The 17,160-nt window shown below is 70.4% G+C and carries 11 protein-coding genes and 1 rRNA gene; 8 read left to right on the forward strand and 4 right to left on the reverse strand.

The features are described 5' to 3' along the window. Positions 1 to 227: 227 nt before the first annotated feature. Positions 228 to 1,753, reverse strand: a 16S ribosomal RNA gene (locus N8I86_RS07655). Between the two features lie 553 nt (positions 1,754 to 2,306). On the opposite strand from N8I86_RS07655, the gene N8I86_RS07660 reads away from it, so the two are divergent. Together N8I86_RS07660 and ptsP are read left to right on the forward strand one after the other, a co-directional pair. Then, on the forward strand, positions 2,307 to 2,756 hold the full coding sequence (locus N8I86_RS07660) for a PTS sugar transporter subunit IIA (RefSeq protein ID WP_073899206.1): 450 nt from the start codon (positions 2,307 to 2,309) through the stop codon (positions 2,754 to 2,756). 80 nt (positions 2,757 to 2,836) lie between these two features. Next, on the forward strand, positions 2,837 to 4,507 hold the full coding sequence (gene ptsP, locus N8I86_RS07665) for a phosphoenolpyruvate--protein phosphotransferase (RefSeq protein ID WP_263277450.1): 1,671 nt from the start codon (positions 2,837 to 2,839) through the stop codon (positions 4,505 to 4,507). 87 nt (positions 4,508 to 4,594) lie between these two features. On the opposite strand, the gene N8I86_RS07670 is transcribed toward ptsP, so the two are convergent. Together N8I86_RS07670 and N8I86_RS07675 are read right to left on the reverse strand one after the other, a co-directional pair. Continuing rightward, a complete protein-coding gene (locus tag N8I86_RS07670; RefSeq protein WP_263277451.1) occupies positions 4,595 to 5,488 on the reverse strand; it encodes a hypothetical protein in 894 nt (297 codons plus the stop codon). A 217-nt stretch (positions 5,489 to 5,705) separates the two neighbouring features. Further along, positions 5,706 to 7,673 carry an acetoacetate--CoA ligase gene (locus N8I86_RS07675; RefSeq protein WP_263277452.1) on the reverse strand — a complete coding sequence of 656 codons (1,968 nt, stop codon included), beginning with the start codon at positions 7,671 to 7,673 and terminating at the stop codon, positions 5,706 to 5,708. A 213-nt stretch (positions 7,674 to 7,886) separates the two neighbouring features. Here N8I86_RS07675 and N8I86_RS07680 point away from each other — a divergent pair, with 213 nt between their 5' ends. Beyond that, the gene (locus N8I86_RS07680) at positions 7,887 to 10,247 is read left to right on the forward strand and encodes a glycoside hydrolase family 31 protein (protein WP_263277453.1); all 2,361 of its coding nucleotides are present in this window, start codon (positions 7,887 to 7,889) and stop codon (positions 10,245 to 10,247) included. A 39-nt stretch (positions 10,248 to 10,286) separates the two neighbouring features. On the opposite strand, the gene N8I86_RS07685 is transcribed toward N8I86_RS07680, so the two are convergent. Then, positions 10,287 to 10,823 carry an NUDIX domain-containing protein gene (locus tag N8I86_RS07685; RefSeq protein WP_073899214.1) on the reverse strand — a complete coding sequence of 179 codons (537 nt, stop codon included), beginning with the start codon at positions 10,821 to 10,823 and terminating at the stop codon, positions 10,287 to 10,289. A gap of 222 nt (positions 10,824 to 11,045) precedes the next feature. Between N8I86_RS07685 and N8I86_RS07690 the strand changes: the two genes are divergently transcribed. The 5 genes from N8I86_RS07690 to glpK all read left to right on the forward strand — a co-directional run bounded on the left by N8I86_RS07690 (position 11,046) and on the right by glpK (position 17,151). Continuing rightward, a complete protein-coding gene (locus N8I86_RS07690; protein WP_263277454.1) occupies positions 11,046 to 11,492 on the forward strand; it encodes a Zn-ribbon domain-containing OB-fold protein in 447 nt (148 codons plus the stop codon). Continuing rightward, positions 11,489 to 12,679, forward strand: coding sequence for a lipid-transfer protein (locus tag N8I86_RS07695; RefSeq protein ID WP_073899218.1), 1,191 nt, complete (start codon positions 11,489 to 11,491; stop codon positions 12,677 to 12,679). The genes N8I86_RS07690 and N8I86_RS07695 overlap by 4 nt, the downstream gene beginning before the upstream one ends. A 132-nt stretch (positions 12,680 to 12,811) precedes the next feature. After that, entirely contained in the window at positions 12,812 to 14,464 is a 1,653-nt protein-coding gene (locus N8I86_RS07700) for a GGDEF domain-containing protein (protein ID WP_263277455.1), read from the forward strand. Positions 14,465 to 14,803: 339 nt separating this feature from the next. Further along, a complete protein-coding gene (locus N8I86_RS07705; protein ID WP_263277456.1) occupies positions 14,804 to 15,553 on the forward strand; it encodes an MIP/aquaporin family protein in 750 nt (249 codons plus the stop codon). A 77-nt stretch (positions 15,554 to 15,630) separates the two neighbouring features. Then, positions 15,631 to 17,151: a glycerol kinase GlpK gene (glpK, locus tag N8I86_RS07710; protein WP_073899224.1), complete on the forward strand. Its 1,521-nt coding sequence runs from the start codon at positions 15,631 to 15,633 to the stop codon at positions 17,149 to 17,151. The last annotated feature ends 9 nt before the right edge of the window (positions 17,152 to 17,160 follow it).

Below are 17,160 nucleotides of genomic sequence, written 5' to 3' on the forward strand. Positions count from 1 at the left end.
CGGGGCCGGCGACTGAAGGAAGATCATTCCCTCAGACACCCAACAGCGTGCCCGACCGGATCCCGTCCGAAGATCATGCGTTCCACGCTCTTGCGAGCAGTACTTGCAGCCTCCGACCCGTGACATCCGGCCGAATAATCAACGTTCCACCCATGAGCAACCAGCATCGAACGTGCGCCGATGTACTGGCCTCTGACCAACCGAAGCTGGTGAGAAGTGCTCCTTAGAAAGGAGGTGATCCAGCCGCACCTTCCGGTACGGCTACCTTGTTACGACTTCGTCCCAATCGCTAGTCCCACCTTCGACAGCTCCCTCCCACAAGGGGTTGGGCCACCGGCTTCGGGTGTTACCAACTTTCGTGACGTGACGGGCGGTGTGTACAAGGCCCGGGAACGTATTCACCGCAGCAATGCTGATCTGCGATTACTAGCAACTCCGACTTCATGGGGTCGAGTTGCAGACCCCAATCCGAACTGAGACCGGCTTTTTGAGATTCGCTCCACCTCACGGTATCGCAGCTCATTGTACCGGCCATTGTAGCACGTGTGCAGCCCAAGACATAAGGGGCATGATGACTTGACGTCGTCCCCACCTTCCTCCGAGTTGACCCCGGCGGTCTCCTGTGAGTCCCCATCACCCCGAAGGGCATGCTGGCAACACAGGACAAGGGTTGCGCTCGTTGCGGGACTTAACCCAACATCTCACGACACGAGCTGACGACAGCCATGCACCACCTGTACACCGACCACAAGGGGGCGCCTGTCTCCAGACGTTTCCGGTGTATGTCAAGCCTTGGTAAGGTTCTTCGCGTTGCGTCGAATTAAGCCACATGCTCCGCTGCTTGTGCGGGCCCCCGTCAATTCCTTTGAGTTTTAGCCTTGCGGCCGTACTCCCCAGGCGGGGAACTTAATGCGTTAGCTGCGGCACCGACGACGTGGAATGTCGCCAACACCTAGTTCCCACCGTTTACGGCGTGGACTACCAGGGTATCTAATCCTGTTCGCTCCCCACGCTTTCGCTCCTCAGCGTCAGTAATGGCCCAGAGATCCGCCTTCGCCACCGGTGTTCCTCCTGATATCTGCGCATTTCACCGCTACACCAGGAATTCCGATCTCCCCTACCACACTCTAGCCTGCCCGTATCGAATGCAGACCCGGGGTTAAGCCCCGGGCTTTCACACCCGACGTGACAAGCCGCCTACGAGCTCTTTACGCCCAATAATTCCGGACAACGCTTGCGCCCTACGTATTACCGCGGCTGCTGGCACGTAGTTAGCCGGCGCTTCTTCTGCAGGTACCGTCACTTTCGCTTCTTCCCTGCTGAAAGAGGTTTACAACCCGAAGGCCGTCATCCCTCACGCGGCGTCGCTGCATCAGGCTTTCGCCCATTGTGCAATATTCCCCACTGCTGCCTCCCGTAGGAGTCTGGGCCGTGTCTCAGTCCCAGTGTGGCCGGTCGCCCTCTCAGGCCGGCTACCCGTCGTCGCCTTGGTGAGCCATTACCTCACCAACAAGCTGATAGGCCGCGGGCTCATCCTTCACCGCCGGAGCTTTCGACCCCCGCAGATGCCTGCAGGAGTGATATCCGGTATTAGACCCCGTTTCCAGGGCTTGTCCCAGAGTGAAGGGCAGATTGCCCACGTGTTACTCACCCGTTCGCCACTAATCCCCACCGAAGTGGTTCATCGTTCGACTTGCATGTGTTAAGCACGCCGCCAGCGTTCGTCCTGAGCCAGGATCAAACTCTCCGTGAATGTTTTCCCGTAATCGGGATGAACACGCACGAGAGCGGAACCACCGGAGGAATAGTCCGATGGTTCACAGCGTCCTCGCTGTGTTTTTTCAAAGGAACCTCGTCCCGATCGTGACGACCGGAGACGGGGTATCAACTAATCTGGCGTTGATTTTTGGCACGCTGTTGAGTTCTCAAGGAACGGTCGCTTCCTTTGTACTCACCCTCTCGGGCTTTCCTCCGGGCTTCCCTTCGGTGTTTCAAACTCTATCAGTGTTTTTCCGTCCCCCTGACCACCGCCCCGCAGACATGCGGAAGGTGACCCCGAGATAGGATCTGACAAGTTTGGGTGCTGCCGGACGGACGCACTTTCGCGCCGCTCCGTCCCAAGCAGGAGTACGACTGTACACGCGGCGTCGGAGCCCGTGCAAATCGATAGGGTTGGTGGTCTAGACCACTTACTGGTAGGTTCCGTACGGAACCGCCACTTCCTTTGACATACCCTGCTGCTCAGTGCGCCGTCAGGGACAGGCAGTGACGGCCCTACCTGCAGCTCCACTCCTGGGAGGCTTCCCATGACCACCGTGACGTCCCCTCTCGCCGGACGCGCCATCGGACTGGCCGCCGTGCCGGATCCGGTCTTCTCCGGGGCCATGGTCGGCCCGGGCACTGCGATCGACCCCGTACGTGAACCCTCCGAGGCCGTGTCACCCGTGGACGGCGTCATCGTCTCCCTGCACCCGCACGCCTTCGTCGTCGTGGACGACGAAGGACACGGTGTGCTCACCCATCTCGGCATCGACACCGTCCAGCTCAACGGCGAGGGCTTCGAGCTCCTCGTGGCCAAGGGCGACACCGTCCGGCGCGGCCAGGCCATCGTGCGCTGGAACCCCGCCGCGATCGAGGCGGCCGGCAAGTCCCCGGTGTGTCCCGTCGTCGCACTGGAAGCCACGGCCGACTCCCTGGCCGACCTCCGGGACAGCGGAGACGTGAAGGCCGGCGACAGCCTCTTCGCCTGGAACTGACGGCGGCGCCGTCGCAGGACGGCCGACAGGACAACCACCACCGCGGCGACGGACCCGCCGCACTAACGGAGACGGGTGAGATGGAGACAACGCTGCGAGGCGTCGGCGTGAGCCATGGCGTGGCGATCGGCGAGGTGCGGCACATGGGGACGGCGGTTCTGGAGCCGCCGGCCAAGCAGATCCCCACCGAAGACGCCGGGCGTGAGCAGGGCCGGGCGCGCCAGGCCGTGGACGCCGTGGCCGCCGACCTCATGGCACGCGGCAACCTGGCCGGGGGCGAGGCGCAGGCGGTGCTCGAGGCGCAGGCCATGATGGCCCAGGACCCCGAGCTGATGGCCGACGTGGAGCGGCGCATCGCCGTCGGCAGCACGGCCGAGCGTGCGGTGTACGACGCGTTCGCGGCGTACAGGGAGCTGCTGGCCGGTGCCGGGGAGTACCTCGCCGGCCGGGTGGCCGACCTCGACGACGTGCGGAACCGCATCGTCGCCCGGCTGCTGGGCGTTCCGATGCCGGGTGTCCCGGACAGTGATGAGCCCTATGTACTCGTCGCGCGGGACCTGGCGCCGGCGGACACGGCTCTGCTCGACCCGTCTCTGGTGCTCGGGTTCGTCACCGAGGAGGGCGGTCCGACCAGCCACAGCGCGATCCTGGCCCGTGCGCTGGGTGTGCCGGCCGTTGTCGCCCTGCCCGGTGCCGGTGAGCTGGCCGAGGGCACCGTGGTGGCCGTGGACGGCAGCACCGGTGACGTCTTCGTCAACCCGAGCGAGGAGAAGAAGGCGCAGCTGGCGGCGGCGGCCGCCGAGCGGAAGGCCGCGCTCGCCGCGTCGACGGGTCCGGGCGCTACCGCGGACGGGCACAAGGTGCCGCTGCTGGCCAACGTGGGCGGTCCGGCGGACCTGCCGGCGGCTGTGGAGGCCGGTGCCGAGGGTGTCGGTCTCTTCCGGACCGAGTTCCTCTTCCTCGACGACAGCAAGAACGCCCCTTCCGAGGAGAAGCAGGTGGAGGCCTACCGGCAGGTGCTGGAGGCGTTCCCCGAGGGCCGTGTGGTCGTGCGCGTGCTGGACGCGGGTGCGGACAAACCCCTGGAGTTCCTGACGCCGGCGGACGAGCCGAACCCCGCGCTCGGCGTCCGTGGTCTCCGTACGCTGCTGGACCATCCCGACGTTCTGCGGACGCAGCTGACCGCGCTGGCGCGGGCCGCCGAGGGGCTTCCCGTGTACCTCGAGGTCATGGCGCCCATGGTGGCCGACCGGGCGGACGCCAAGGCGTTCGCGGACGCCTGCCGTGAGGCGGGGCTGCGCGCGAAGTTCGGCGCGATGGTGGAGATCCCGTCCGCCGCGCTGCGGGCGCGTTCGATCCTGCAGGAGGTCGAGTTCCTGTCGCTGGGGACCAATGACCTCGCGCAGTACACCTTCGCGGCGGACCGGCAGGTCGGTGCGGTCTCGCGGCTTCAGGACCCGTGGCAGCCGGCGCTGCTCGATCTGGTCGCGCTGTCCGCCGAGGCGGCCAGGGCCGAGGGCAAGAGCTGCGGCGTGTGCGGCGAGGCCGCGTCCGATCCGCTGCTGGCGTGTGTGCTGACCGGTCTGGGTGTCACCTCCTTGTCCATGGGTTCCGCGTCCCTTCCGTATGTACGGGCGACGCTGGCGAAGTACACGCTGGCGCAGTGCGAGCGTGCCGCGGCGGCCGCCCGTGCGGCGGACAGTGCCGAGGAGGCGCGGAGCGCGGCCCAGGCGGTGCTGTCCGGCGAGTAGTCGCGGTCTGTAGGGCGCACCAGGTGTGCAGGGGCGTCCCGCCTTCGGTGGGGCGCCCCTGGTGCGTTCGGCCGTCGGGGCTCGGGGTCAGTGGTGGTGTCCCTCTCCGGTGCGGTCCTCTCCGAGGTCGGGTGGCTCGCAGTAGTCGACGCCGGGCTCCGGGGAGATGAGGTCGCCGGTTTCGGCGTCGGTGCAGTAGGCGTCGAACACCTCCGATGCGGTGAGCGGTTCGAAGGCGCCTGTGCGCATCCGCCATCCGTAGACCTGGTCGGCGGTTCCGGGGGCGCTGGTGCGCATGACCAGGCCGCCGGGGCTGCGAGTGGCGAGGCCCAGGGCGAGGACGCTGGTGAATTCGAGGGCTTCCGCCTCGTCGAGCCGGGTGTCCCCCTGGGCGTCCTGGTCTCCGTGGAGGACGGAGACGAGGGTGTCCGGTGGGCCGGAGACGCTGCAGACGAGGTGGCGGTCGCCGGGCGGTGCCGTGTCGAGGATGCGGACCAGGAGATCGGAGGCACGGGTGAAGGCGGCCCTGCCGATGTCCTCGCCGCAGGTGGGGCAGGGGCCCAGGCGGGTCAGGAGCGTGGTGGCGTACTCCCAGGTGGCCTGGCGTACGGCTTCGTCCACGAGGGCCGGCAGGAGTGTGGCGAGGGGGCGGCCGTCGTAGGGGACGGTGGGGCCGGTGGAGGCGAGTTCGGCCGTGAACCGGGTCCTGCTGGTGTGGGATTCGGGGTCGAGGCCGGTTTCCGCGCAGTAGACCGCGTAGTCCTCAGGGTCGAACAGGGCGAGGGTGGTGTGGGTGCCCTGGGCGGCGCGGCTCCTGAGGACGGACTCCACCTGCCGCAGGTAGGTGGAGTGGTCGTCGAAGGTGAAGCTGCGGTAGCGCCGCATGGTGCGGAAGTCGTGTTCGTCGGTGAGCAGACCGATGGTGCCGGCGATCTCGCGGCGCAGTTCGCGTCGCATGGTCTGGTGGTCGGTGTGCGCCATGTTTCCCCCAAGTGCGCGGTCGATCAATGCTCACTCACCGTAACCGGGCCCACTGACAACGGGATCGCGGGCGAGGGGCCGGGGGCGGGAGCACCGGGCAACTGTGCAGTTGACAGGCTTGTAAGGGGCTGGGCGGCGCATGCCGCCGATCCGGACCCCGCGGCCGTGTGCGGCGGGGTCCGGGAAGCGTGTGCGGTGGGTGAGGTGCCGGGTCGGCTCAGCCGCGCTTGCGGGCGAGCTCCTCGTAGAACCCGAGCAGGGCGAGGTTGTCGATGGATCCGGCGTTGACGGCCTTCTCCAGCGGTGTGCCCTGGAGGAGGCGCTTGACCGGGACCTCGATGCGCTTGCCCGTGAGGGTGTGCGGGATGCCGGGCACCTCGATGACCTCGTCGGGCACATGGCGGGGCGAGAGCTGTTCGCGGATGGCCTGCTTGATCCGCCCGAGCAGCGCCTCGTCGAGGGCGGCACCGGGTGCGAGGTGCACGAAGAGCGGCATCCAGTAGCCGCCGTCGGGCTGTTCGATGCCGATGACGAGGGATTCCCTGATCTCGGGCAGGCGCTCGACGACCTCGTAGATGTCGGCCGAACCCATCCGGACGCCCTGCCGGTTGAGGGTGGAGTCGGAGCGGCCGTGGATGATCACGGAACCGCGCCCGGTGACGGTGATCCAGTCCCCGTGGCGCCAGACGCCGGGGTAGGTGTCGAAGTAGCTGTCGTGGTAGCGGCTGCCGTCGCCGTCGTTCCAGAAGTGGATGGGCATGGACGGCATGGGGTTGGTGACGACCAGTTCTCCGACCTCGTCGACGAGGGGCTTTCCGCTGGGGTCCCACGACTGCAGGTCGGTGCCGAGGCCGGGCGCCTGGAGTTCGCCGGTGTACACGGGCAGGGTCGGTACGGCGCCGGCGAAGCAGGAGCAGACGTCGGTGCCGCCGCTGACGGAGGCGATCCACAGGTCGTCGCGGACCTCGTCGTGCAGCCAGCGGAAGCCGTCGGGGGGCAGGGGCGAGCCCGTGGTGGCGACGCATCGCACCTTTGAGAGGTCGAAGTCGCGGGACGGGTGCACGCCGGCCTTGCGGCACGCCATGACGTAGGCGGCGGAGGTGCCGTAGAGGGTGGCTCCGGTGCGCTCGGCGATACGCCACTGGGCGCCGGTGTCCGGGTAGCCGGGGCTGCCGTCGTAGAGGACGACCGTGGTTCCGGTGAGCAGGCCGGAGACGAGGAAGTTCCACATCATCCAGCCGGTGGAGGTGTACCAGAAGAAACGGTCCTCGGGGCCGAGGTCGCAGTGCAGGCCGAGCTGCTTGAGGTGTTCGACGAGGATGCCGCCCTGCGACTGGACGATGGCCTTGGGCAGGCCGGTGGTGCCGGAGGAGTAGAGCACCCACAGCGGGTGGTCGAACGGGACCTGCTCGAAGACGGGGGCGGTGTCGCCGGCGGTGAGCGCCGACCATTCGAGGGCGCCGTCGGGGGTCTCGGTGCCGAGGAGCGGGATGTGGACGACGGCGCGCAGGGTGGGCAGTTCGCGGCGCAGTTCGGCGACGGTCTCGCGGCGGTCGTGCTCCTTGCCGCCGTAGCGGTAGCCGTCGACGGTGAACAGGACGACGGGCTCGACCTGCTGGAAGCGGTCGAGCACGCTGCGGGCGCCGAAGTCGGGGGCACACGAGGTCCAGACGCCACCGACGGCGGCCGTGGCGAGGAGGGCGACGACTGCCTCGGGGATGTTCGGCAGGTAGCCGCTGACGCGGTCGCCGGGGCGTACGCCGAGGGTGCGGAGTTCGGCGGCGAGGGCGCCGACCTGGCGGCGCAGCTCGGACCAGGTCACCGGGCGCGGCTCGTGGGTCTCGTCCACGTGGAGGAGGGCGGGTTCGCCGGGGCGGTCGTCGGCGGCCCGCAGGGCGTGTTCGGCGTAGTTGAGGGTGGCTCCGGGGAACCACTCGGCGCCGGGCATGGAGCGGTCGCCCAGCACGCGCGCGTAGGGCGTCGAGAACCGCACGTCGAACCACTCGGTGACGGCTTTCCAGAAGGTGTCCAGCTGCTCGACGGACCACTGGTGGAGTGCCGGGTAGCCTCCCTCGGCCGGTGCGCCGTGGTGCTCTGCCGCCCAGGCCTGGAACTGGGTGATGCGTGCCTGGGCGATCCGCTCGGGATCGGGCTGCCAGAGCGGCTGGGGGTTCGCGGTCGACATGGGGCGGCTCCCGGGCTGTGCGCGTCGTGTGCGTCGGTCCGCGCACGGCTGGGGTGTGCGCGTGACGCGGCTGACAGGGACGATGCCATGTGATCGACTTCTGCACCAGGGCGCGCCCCACATAGTCCGTGTCGTGAAGATGTGGGCTCGGCACGGGTGAACGGCAGTTGAACGACACGCGCGCGTGGGGCGCTCGGTGGCAGGGTGAGCAGCATGGACGGTCGTGACCTGGTGCGTTCGGTGAGTGTGGTCGGTGGGGGGATGGCGGCTCGGGGGTTGCGTACCGTGCGGGCCGCGTGGCGCAGGAGGCGCATCGACGCGGCCGCGCTGCCGCAGCGGGGGGCCGAACGGGCGCGGGTCCCGGGGCAGGTGCAGGGCGTGGAGCCGGGGCCGGGGGGCGGTCTGATCCGGTTCGGCCGGTCGGAGCTGCGGATCACCGTCGCCGTGAACGGTGCCGTCTTCTGGGGGTGGGACGGGGCCGGTCCGCAGCCGTCGTACGCGCTGGCGGGGAACAGTCCGGAGCCGGATCCGCGTGCGGTGCTGGAGCCTGACAAGGACGGGGGCTGGCGGGTGGTCGCCGAGCGGGTGACGGTCGTCGTCTCCCGGCACGGTGCGGTGGAGGTGTGCACTCCGGGCGGGGTGACGCTGCGCCGGGATCTTCCGCCGCGCTGGTGGGAGCCGGTCGGCGGGGGCGCGGCCCGGTGGATGCAGCGGTCGGAGGTGGCGGCGGACGCCCGGTTCTTCGGCCTTGGCGGTCGGGCGTCGGGGCCCCGGCTGCGGGACGGGTCGTACCGGCTGTGGAACACCGATCCGGGCCGTGCGTTCGGGCCCGGTGACGATCCGCTCTATCTGACGATGCCGGTGCAGCTCGTGGTGGCCGACGCAGGCACGCATCTGGTGTTCCACGACTCCACGTGGGACGGCACGGTGGTGCTGCGGGAGGGTGCGGAGGGCGCGGGGTCCGGGCACGACCGGGCGGGCCGCTGCGAGGTGCGGATGGACGGCGGGCCGCTGCGCTGCTGGGTGATGGTGGGTACGCCCGCGCGCGTGCTGCACACGTGGGCCTCGCTGACGGGGGCGCCCGCCCTGCCGCCGGCGTGGGCGCTGGGCCACCATCACGCGCGGTGGGGGTTCGGCAGCGAGCAGGAGGTGCGCCGGATCGTCGCGGGCTACCAGGAGCGCGGTCTGCCCCTGGACGCCGTCCACCTGGACATCGACCACTACGACGAGCATCAGGTGTTCACCGTCGACCGTGAGCGCTTCGCCAAGCTGCCCGTTCTGGCGGACGAGTTGCGGCGGGACGGGATCCGGCTGGTGTCGATCGTGGATCCGGCGGTGCGGGCCGTGCCGGGCAACGCCGTGTACGACAGCGGTTCGGAAGTGGACGCGTTCGTGCGGGACGCCGCGGGCCGGACGGTGCGGGGCGTGGTGTGGGCCGGTGACTCGGTCTTCCCGGATTTCACCCACGCGCGCGTGCGCAAGTGGTGGGGCGGTCTGTACGAGGAGCGGCTGAGGCAGGGCTTCGCCGGGTTCTGGCACGACATGAACGAGCCGACGTCGTTCAGCGCGTTCGGTGAGGCGACGTTGCCGCGTTCGGCCCGGCACGCGTTGGAGGGGCGCGAGGGCGACCACCGCGAGGCGCACAACGTGTACGGGCTGTGCATGGCGCAGGCGGGCTACGCGGGGCTGCGTGAGCTGTCGCCGCAGCAGCGGCCCTTCGTGTTCTCGCGCTCGGGGTGGGTGGGGGCGCAGCGGTACGGCGGCACCTGGTCGGGGGACGTGGCGACGGGCTGGCCGGGGCTGCGCGCGTCCCTGTCGCTGGTGCTGGGGCTGGGTCTGTGCGGGGTTCCGTACTCGGGTCCGGACGTGGGCGGTTTCGACGGCAGTCCGTCGCCGGAGTTGTACCTGAGGTGGTTCCAGCTCGGCGCGTACCTGCCGTTGTTCCGTACGCACGCGAGTCTGCGGGCGGGGCGCAGGGAGCCCTGGGAGTTCGGTGCGGACGTGCTGGAGCACGCGCGCGTGGCGCTGCTGGAGCGGCGGCGGCTGTTGCCGTACTTCGTGACGTTGGCGCATCTGGCGCGGCGGACCGGCGCGCCCTATGTGCGGCCGGTGTGGTGGGGGGCTCCGGAGGACCGGTCGCTCCGGGACTGCGAGGACGCGTTTCTGCTCGGTGACAGCCTGCTGGTGGCCCCGGTCCTCGATCCGGGTGCCGGCCGGCGTGCGGTGCAGCTGCCCCCGGGCCGCTGGTACGACACGGCCACGGAGGAGGCGTACGAGGGGCCCGCCCAGGTCCTCGTAGACGCGCCGCTGTCGCGGATACCGGTGTTCGCGCGCGCGGGTGCGGTCGTGCCCGTGCGCGGGGCGGACGACGGTCTCGAGCTGGAGGTCTGGGCGCCCGCGCGCGGGCGGACGGGAGGCGGTCTGGTGGTGCGGGACGCGGGCGACGGCTGGGACGAACCGGAGATCGAGCGCTACGTCGCGCGCAGGCAGGGCCGGCGGGTGGTGGTCACCCGGGAGGGGGAGGACGGCCCGGTCGAGCCGTCCTGCCCGGTGCGGGTGCGGGGGCTCGGCTGAGCCGTGTCGCGCGGTGGCGGCTCGGCCGAGTCGTCCGGCTCAGATGTAGCGGCCCTCGAACCAGGCCCGCGCGGCCAGGGTGTGCAGCGGGAACGCGAGTTCCTCGGCCCGGCGCAGCAGGTTCCAGCCCTCGGTCTCGTCGGTGGCGTCGGACGGCGGGAGTCCCTCGGCCGGGCGTTCCGGGAGCAGGCCGAAGAGCAGCAGGTGGCCGTCGGGCGAGCTCATGGCGTCGGCGAGCCGGACGTCGCGCGCGGCGGCGTCGATTCCGGTCTCCTCCTTGAGTTCGCGTACGACGGCCTGTTTCCAGTCCTCCCGGTCGTCGATGTAGCCACCGGGCAGGGCGATGCCTCCGCGCGCGGGGGCGATGGTTCGGGTGATGACGACCAGGGCCGTGCCCTTGGTGTCGTACACGGGCTGGAGCGCGACCGCGACCGGCAGCGGATTGCGGTAGGCGACCGTCCCGCAGTGCGGGCAGTTGCGCGGCCAGCCGGAGACGCCCTCCCCGTAGGGCGATCCGCAGTTCGAACAATGCGAGTTCGGTGCGGAGTTGGCAATTGGGTGCTGAATTTCGGACACGCGCGGACTGTATCCGATCAGAGGAAGGGCGTCTTCCGGCATCGGCGCGCAAGGAATGACGAGTGACAGGAGGGGCGGCCGGAATCACCCCCGTCGATCCCGGCCGCCTCTCAGGTAACACGACGCCGTGGGGGCCGTTTCGGTTCACAGAGACGGCCTGCCCTTTTCCCGTGGCCCGTGGCAGACTCCTGACGCTTCGTCAGATCGCCTGAGGGAGGGGCTTTGCCGCACGCATCGACACCCGCGGTCGCCGGCTGGTTCACCGGCGAGGGGGACGGCTTCCGGCTGCTCGGGACCCGCTGCGCGTCCTGCGCGTCCGTCTTCTTCCCGCGCGAGGACACCCACTGCCGCAACCCGCACTGCGCGGGCGGCGCCCTGGAGGAGACCCCGCTGTCACGAAGGGGGCGGATCTGGTCGTACACGGACAGCCGCTACCGGCCTCCGTCACCCTATGTGAGTAATCCGGAACTTCCCTGGGAGCCGTACGCGTTGATCGCGGTGGAGCTGGAGGCCGAGCGGATGGTCGTCCTGGGCCAGGCGGCTCCCGGGGTCACCGTCGCCGATCTGACGGTGGGCATGGAGGTGGAGGTCATCGCCGGTGTGCTCCACGAGGACACGGAGACGACCTGGACGACCTGGCACTGGCGGCCGACGGGGGTGACGGCATGACGGCGGACGTGGCGGTGCTCGGCGCGGGCATGCACCCCTGGGGCAAGTGGGGCCGAAGCTTCGTCGAGTACGGCACGGCAGCGGCCCGGGCGGCGCTCGCGGACGCCGGGCTGGAGTGGCGGGACGTCGGATCCGTCGTCGGCGCGGACACGGTGCGTGGCGGCTACCCGGGGTACGTGGCCGGAGCGACGTTCGCCAAGGCGCTGGGCTGGCAGGGCGCACGGGTCTCCAGTGTGTACGCGGCCTGCGCGTCGGGGGCGCAGGCCATCGCGACCGCGCGGGCCCAGATCCTCGCGGGTCTCGCGGACGTCGTCCTCGTGGTCGGTGCGGACGCCGCGCCCAAGGGATTCTTCCGGCCGGCGGGCGGTGATCGCCCGGACGACCCGGACTGGTTGCGCTTCCGTGTGCTGGGCGCGACGAATCCGACGTACTTCGGGCTGTACGCCCGGCGGCGCATGGCGGTGCACGGGGACACTCCGGAGGACTTCGCGCTGGTGAAGGTGAAGAACGCGGCGCTCGGGGCGCTCAATCCGTACGCCCGCTACCGCAGACGGGTCACCGCCGAGGAGGTCGCCGCCTCCGCCGTGGTCGCCGACCCGCTGCGGCTCCTCGACATCTGCGCCACCTCCGACGGCGGCGCGGCCCTGGTGCTGTGCAGCACGGACTTCGCGCACCGGCACGGCGTCATGCGTCCGGTGCTGATCCGGGCGGTGTCCACCGTGACCCCCCGCTTTCCGAACACGGTCCTGGACCTGCCCGACATCGCCACGGACTGCGCGGTGGCGGTGGAACCCGGAACCGGGACCTTCCGGGCGTCCATCGCCCGGGCCGCCTACGAAGAGGCGGGCATCGGACCCGAGGACCTGTCCCTCGCGGAGGTGTACGACCTGTCCACCGCGCTGGAGTTGCAGTGGTACGAGGATCTGGGGCTGTGCGGCGAGGGCGAGGGGGCGAAGCTGCTCAGGGAGGGGGCGACGGCACCGGGCGGCCGCATACCCGTCAACACCAGCGGCGGACTCGCCTCGTTCGGGGAGGCGGTGCCGGCCCAGGCCATCGCCCAGGTCTGCGAGCTCACCTGGCAGTTGAGGGGCGCCGCCGGGGAGCGCCAGGTGACCGGCGCGCGCGTGGGCATCACCGCCAACCAGGGGCTGTTCGGGCACGGATCGTCGGTGATCGCGGTGAGATGACCGGCTCCGCCACGCGGCTTCTGCGGCACGAGGGACGCCAGGGATCCATACGCTCCGTGATCAGGCAGGAATCCTGCGTGAACGTCTCGTGAACTGGCCCTGGGCGTTCCCGGGCGGAGCCATCATGCTCCCGTGCACTCCTGGACGGATACTCTCCGCTTCGCCTTCCAGCCGGTGGTCAACCTGAGGACGGGCGCGGTCGCCGCACTGGAGACACTGGCTCGCCCGGAGACCGGTGACATCCTGGCCGAGGCGCGCCGTGACCCCGAACTCGACGGCATGCTGGCCGTGCTGGCGCTCCGCGCGGCGACCCGCAAGGAGACGCTGCTGCCGCTGCACCTGAACGTGTTCGCGGCGACGCTCGCCGACCTCGGTGGTCTCACGCCGCTGCACGACGCCGTACGCGCCGCGGGGCGGCTGCCCTGGGAGGTCACCCTCGACATCGTCCCGCCCTTCACGCACGTGCCCCATCGGGCGCTGCTGGAGGCGGTGGCCGTACTGCGCGAGCAGGGGTTCCGGCTCAGCGCCGACGGGATCGGCGACGGTGACGTACCCCTCAGACTGCTCACCGATCTCGCGCCCCACCTGGTCAAGCTCGACGCCTCGCTGCTGGCCCGGCCGGCGGCGGTGCGGGCCATGCGGGCGCTGTGCGAGGAGCTGGGCGCCCTGGTGGCGGTGGAGGGAGTGGAGACCGAACTGCAGTGTGCGGCCGCGGTGGCGGCGGGCGCGCAGCTGGCGCAGGGTGAGCTGTTCGCGCCGCCGGCCCGGATTCCCGTGGCGGACGTATACGTTCCGCCGCTCTCGCGCGGCTTCCTAGCCATGCCCCGGTCCGGGCCCTCGGTGCAGGAGTTCGTCCGTCCGGCCGCCGTCCTGCCCGTGACCGCTCCGGCGGGCCGGGTACGGGCGCTGCTGACGGGCTCGCCCGACGTCTCCGGGGTGCTGCTGGTGGACCAGGCCGGCCGACCGGTCCGGTCGGTGCACCGGTCGCGGTTCCTGCTGTCGATGTCCGGCCGCTACGGGCACGCGCTGTACGCGGACCGGCCGGCGTTCAAGCTGGGTGACGCGCCGCGGACGGTGGGCATCGGCGCGACCGCCTGGGAGGTGCTGGACGTGGTCGCGGTCGGCGGCCGGGACCGGACCTCCGACGATGTGGCCGTGGTCGACGAGCGCGGCCGGTGCGTGGGGGTCGTACGGCTCGCGGATCTCGTGCGGGCACTGGCCGAGAGCCGGGTCGAGGAGGCGGCCGGACTCAATCCGCTGACCCGGCTGCCCGGTTCGGACGCGATCACGGGCGAGGTGGACCGGCGGATCGCGGACGGGCGGCTGTTCGCGCTCAGTTGGCTGGACATCGACCACTTCAAGCAGGTCAACGACGGCGCCGGGTTCGCGGCGGGTGACGAGCTGATCCGGTCGGTGGGGCGCACGCTGCACGAGGAGGTCGCCGGGCACGCGCGCGTGGGGCACATCGGCGGCGACGACTTCCTGGTGCTGTCCGATGTGGAGGCGCTGGACCCGCTGGCCGCCGCCGTGCTCGACGTGCCGTGGGCGGCGGGCGGGCGGCCGGTCACCCTCTCCCTCGCCACGGTGGTGTGTGCGCCGGGCAGTGTGCGCGACCATCGGCAGGCCGCCGCCCAGCTCGCTCCGCTGAAGAAGGCGGCCAAGGCGCTCAGTGGTGCGAGCTGGGTGCTGGGGCGCGCGGGGCTGCCGGGCCACGAGCTGCGACGCGGCGGCTCGGGCGCGGCACCGGCGCAGGCGGGTTACGCGGCGGCCGAGCCACGGTGGTGAACCCCTCCCCCGCGCGCCGCCGTTGAGGATTTCCCGCCGCGTGGGGCAGCGTGGCTGTCACCGTCCCCGTCGGCAACCTTGACGCCCCCGTGACGCCGGTGAACACTTCCCGGTGTCAGCCGACATCGCCGTACATTCTCGGCGTTATCAGGCGCTGTGCCACGGGTCTGTCCTGCTCAACGGCCCGTCCGCCCGAGGCGATCCGGCTGCGAGGCACGCTCGTCACGGACGCCGGGCGGGGCGCGGGGCCTCCCTGCCGTCGGCTGAAGTCGCCACGCGCATCGTTCCTGCACAGGAGGTCGGGGCTGATCGTCCCGACCGGCGTCAAAGGAGCCGCCCATGAGCAATGGAGACATCTTCGTCGGGGAGATCGTCGGCACCGCGATCCTGATCCTGTTCGGTGCCGGTGTCTGCGCCGCCGTCACCCTGAGATATTCCAAGGCGCGGGCCGCGGGCTGGGTGGTGATCGCCTTCGGATGGGGCTTCGGTGTGCTCGCCGGCGCGTACACCGCGGCACCCCTCTCCGGCGGCCAGCTGAATCCCGCGGTGACCATCGGCATCGCCGTGGACACCGGCAAGTGGGACAAGGTCTGGGTGTATCTGCTGGGGCAGATCGTCGGCGCGATGCTGGGCGCCGTCCTGGCCTACCTGGTCTATCTGGCCCAGTTCCAGGCCAACGTCCGCAGGACGGGCACCACCGAGGGCACGGCCGACGAACCGGTGCCGACCCTCGGGATCTTCTCGACCATCCCGGAGATCCGGAGCCCGGTCGCCAACCTCATCACCGAGATCATCGCGACCGTCGCCCTGGTACTGCCCGTGCTCGCCTTCGGGCTGACGAAGGGACTCGGGGAGTCCGGCACCACCGTGCTGATCGTCTCCCTGCTCGTCGTCGGCATCGGTCTGTCCCTCGGCGGCCCCACCGGCTACGCCATCAACCCGGCCCGCGACCTCGGCCCGCGCGTCGTGCACACCTTCCTGCCGATCCCGAACAAGGGCACGTCGGACTGGGGATACGCCTGGATCCCGGTCGTCGGCCCCCTCATCGGCGGAGCGCTCGCCGGTCTGCTCTACAACATCGCCTTCTGACCCGCCCGGCCCGCCACCCCCAGGCGGGCCCGCACCGCCCTACGACCAGCGACCCGACCCTAGACCCAGGGACAGCCATGACGGACAACGCCGAGAAGTACGTCGCCGCCATCGACCAGGGCACCACCTCCAGCCGCTGCATCGTCTTCGACCACAGCGGCGCGATCGTCGCCGTCGACCAGCGCGAGCACCGCCAGATCTTCCCGAAGCCGGGCTGGGTGGAGCATGACGCCACCGAGATCTGGTCCAAGGTGCAGGCCGTCGTCGCCGGGGCGCTGGCGAAGGCCGGGCTGCGCGCCGACCAGTTGAGCGCGCTGGGCATCACCAACCAGCGGGAGACCACGGTGCTGTGGGATCGCGCCACCGGCAAGCCGGTGCACAACGCGATCGTGTGGCAGGACACCCGCACCGCCGCCCTGTGCCACGAACTCGGCGGCACGGACGGCCAGGACCGCTTCCGCGACCAGACCGGGCTGCCGCTGGCCAGCTACTTCTCCGGCCCCAAGGCGGCCTGGCTGCTGGACCAGGTGCCCGGGCTGCGGCAACGGGCCGAGCACGGCGAGATCGCTTTCGGGACCATCGACTCCTGGCTGATCTGGAACCTCACGGGAGGCACCGACGGCGGCCGGCACGTCACCGACGTCACGAACGCCGGCCGCACCATGCTGATGAACCTGGAGACCCTCCAGTGGGATTCCTCCATCCTCTCCGCCATGAACATCCCCGAGGCGGTGCTCCCCGAGATCAGGTCCTCCGCCGAGGTGTACGGCACCGCGGTCGGGCAGCTGGCGGGCGTGCCCGTCGCCTCGGCGCTGGGCGACCAGCAGGCCGCCGTGTTCGGGCAGGCCTGCTACGACGTCGGCACCGCGAAGAACACCTACGGCACCGGCAGTTTCCTGCTGCTGAACACCGGCGACCGGCCGGTGCCGTCCAAGAGCGGGCTGCTGACGACGATGGGCTACAAGATCGGCGGGGAGGCGCCGGTGTACTGCCTGGAGGGATCCATAGCGATAACGGGCGCCCTGGTCCAATGGTTCCGCGACCAGCTCGGCATCATCCGCACCGCCGACGAGATCGAGTCACTGGCTGCGAGCGTCGAGGACAACGGAGGCGCCTACATCGTGCCCGCGTTCTCGGGCCTGTTCGCGCCCTACTGGCGCTCGGACGCGCGCGGGGTCGTCACCGGGCTCACCCGGTACGTCACCAAGGCCCATCTCGCGCGCGCGGTGCTGGAGGCGACGAGCTGGCAGACCCGTGAGGTCGTGGACGCCATGTACCAGGACTCCGGAGTACGGATCACGACCCTGAAGGTCGACGGCGGCATGACGAAGAACAATCTGCTGATGCAGCACCAGGCGGACGTGCTGGGCGTTCCGGTGATCCGCCCGAGGGTGTCGGAGACGACCTGCCTCGGCGCCGCCTACGCGGCCGGTCTGGCCACGGGCGTGTGGAACGACCTGGACGAGCTGAAGTCGCACTGGCGGAAGGACGCCGAGTGGGCACCCGCGATGGAGGCGTCGGTGCGCGACCGCGAGTACCGCAGCTGGCGCAAGGCGGTGGAGAAGAGCTTCGGCTGGCTGGAGGAGGACGGCGCGTAGACGGGCGCC

It is taken from the genome of Streptomyces albidicamelliae (genome assembly GCF_025642175.1).
Lineage (GTDB): Bacteria > Actinomycetota > Actinomycetes > Streptomycetales > Streptomycetaceae > Streptomyces > Streptomyces albidocamelliae.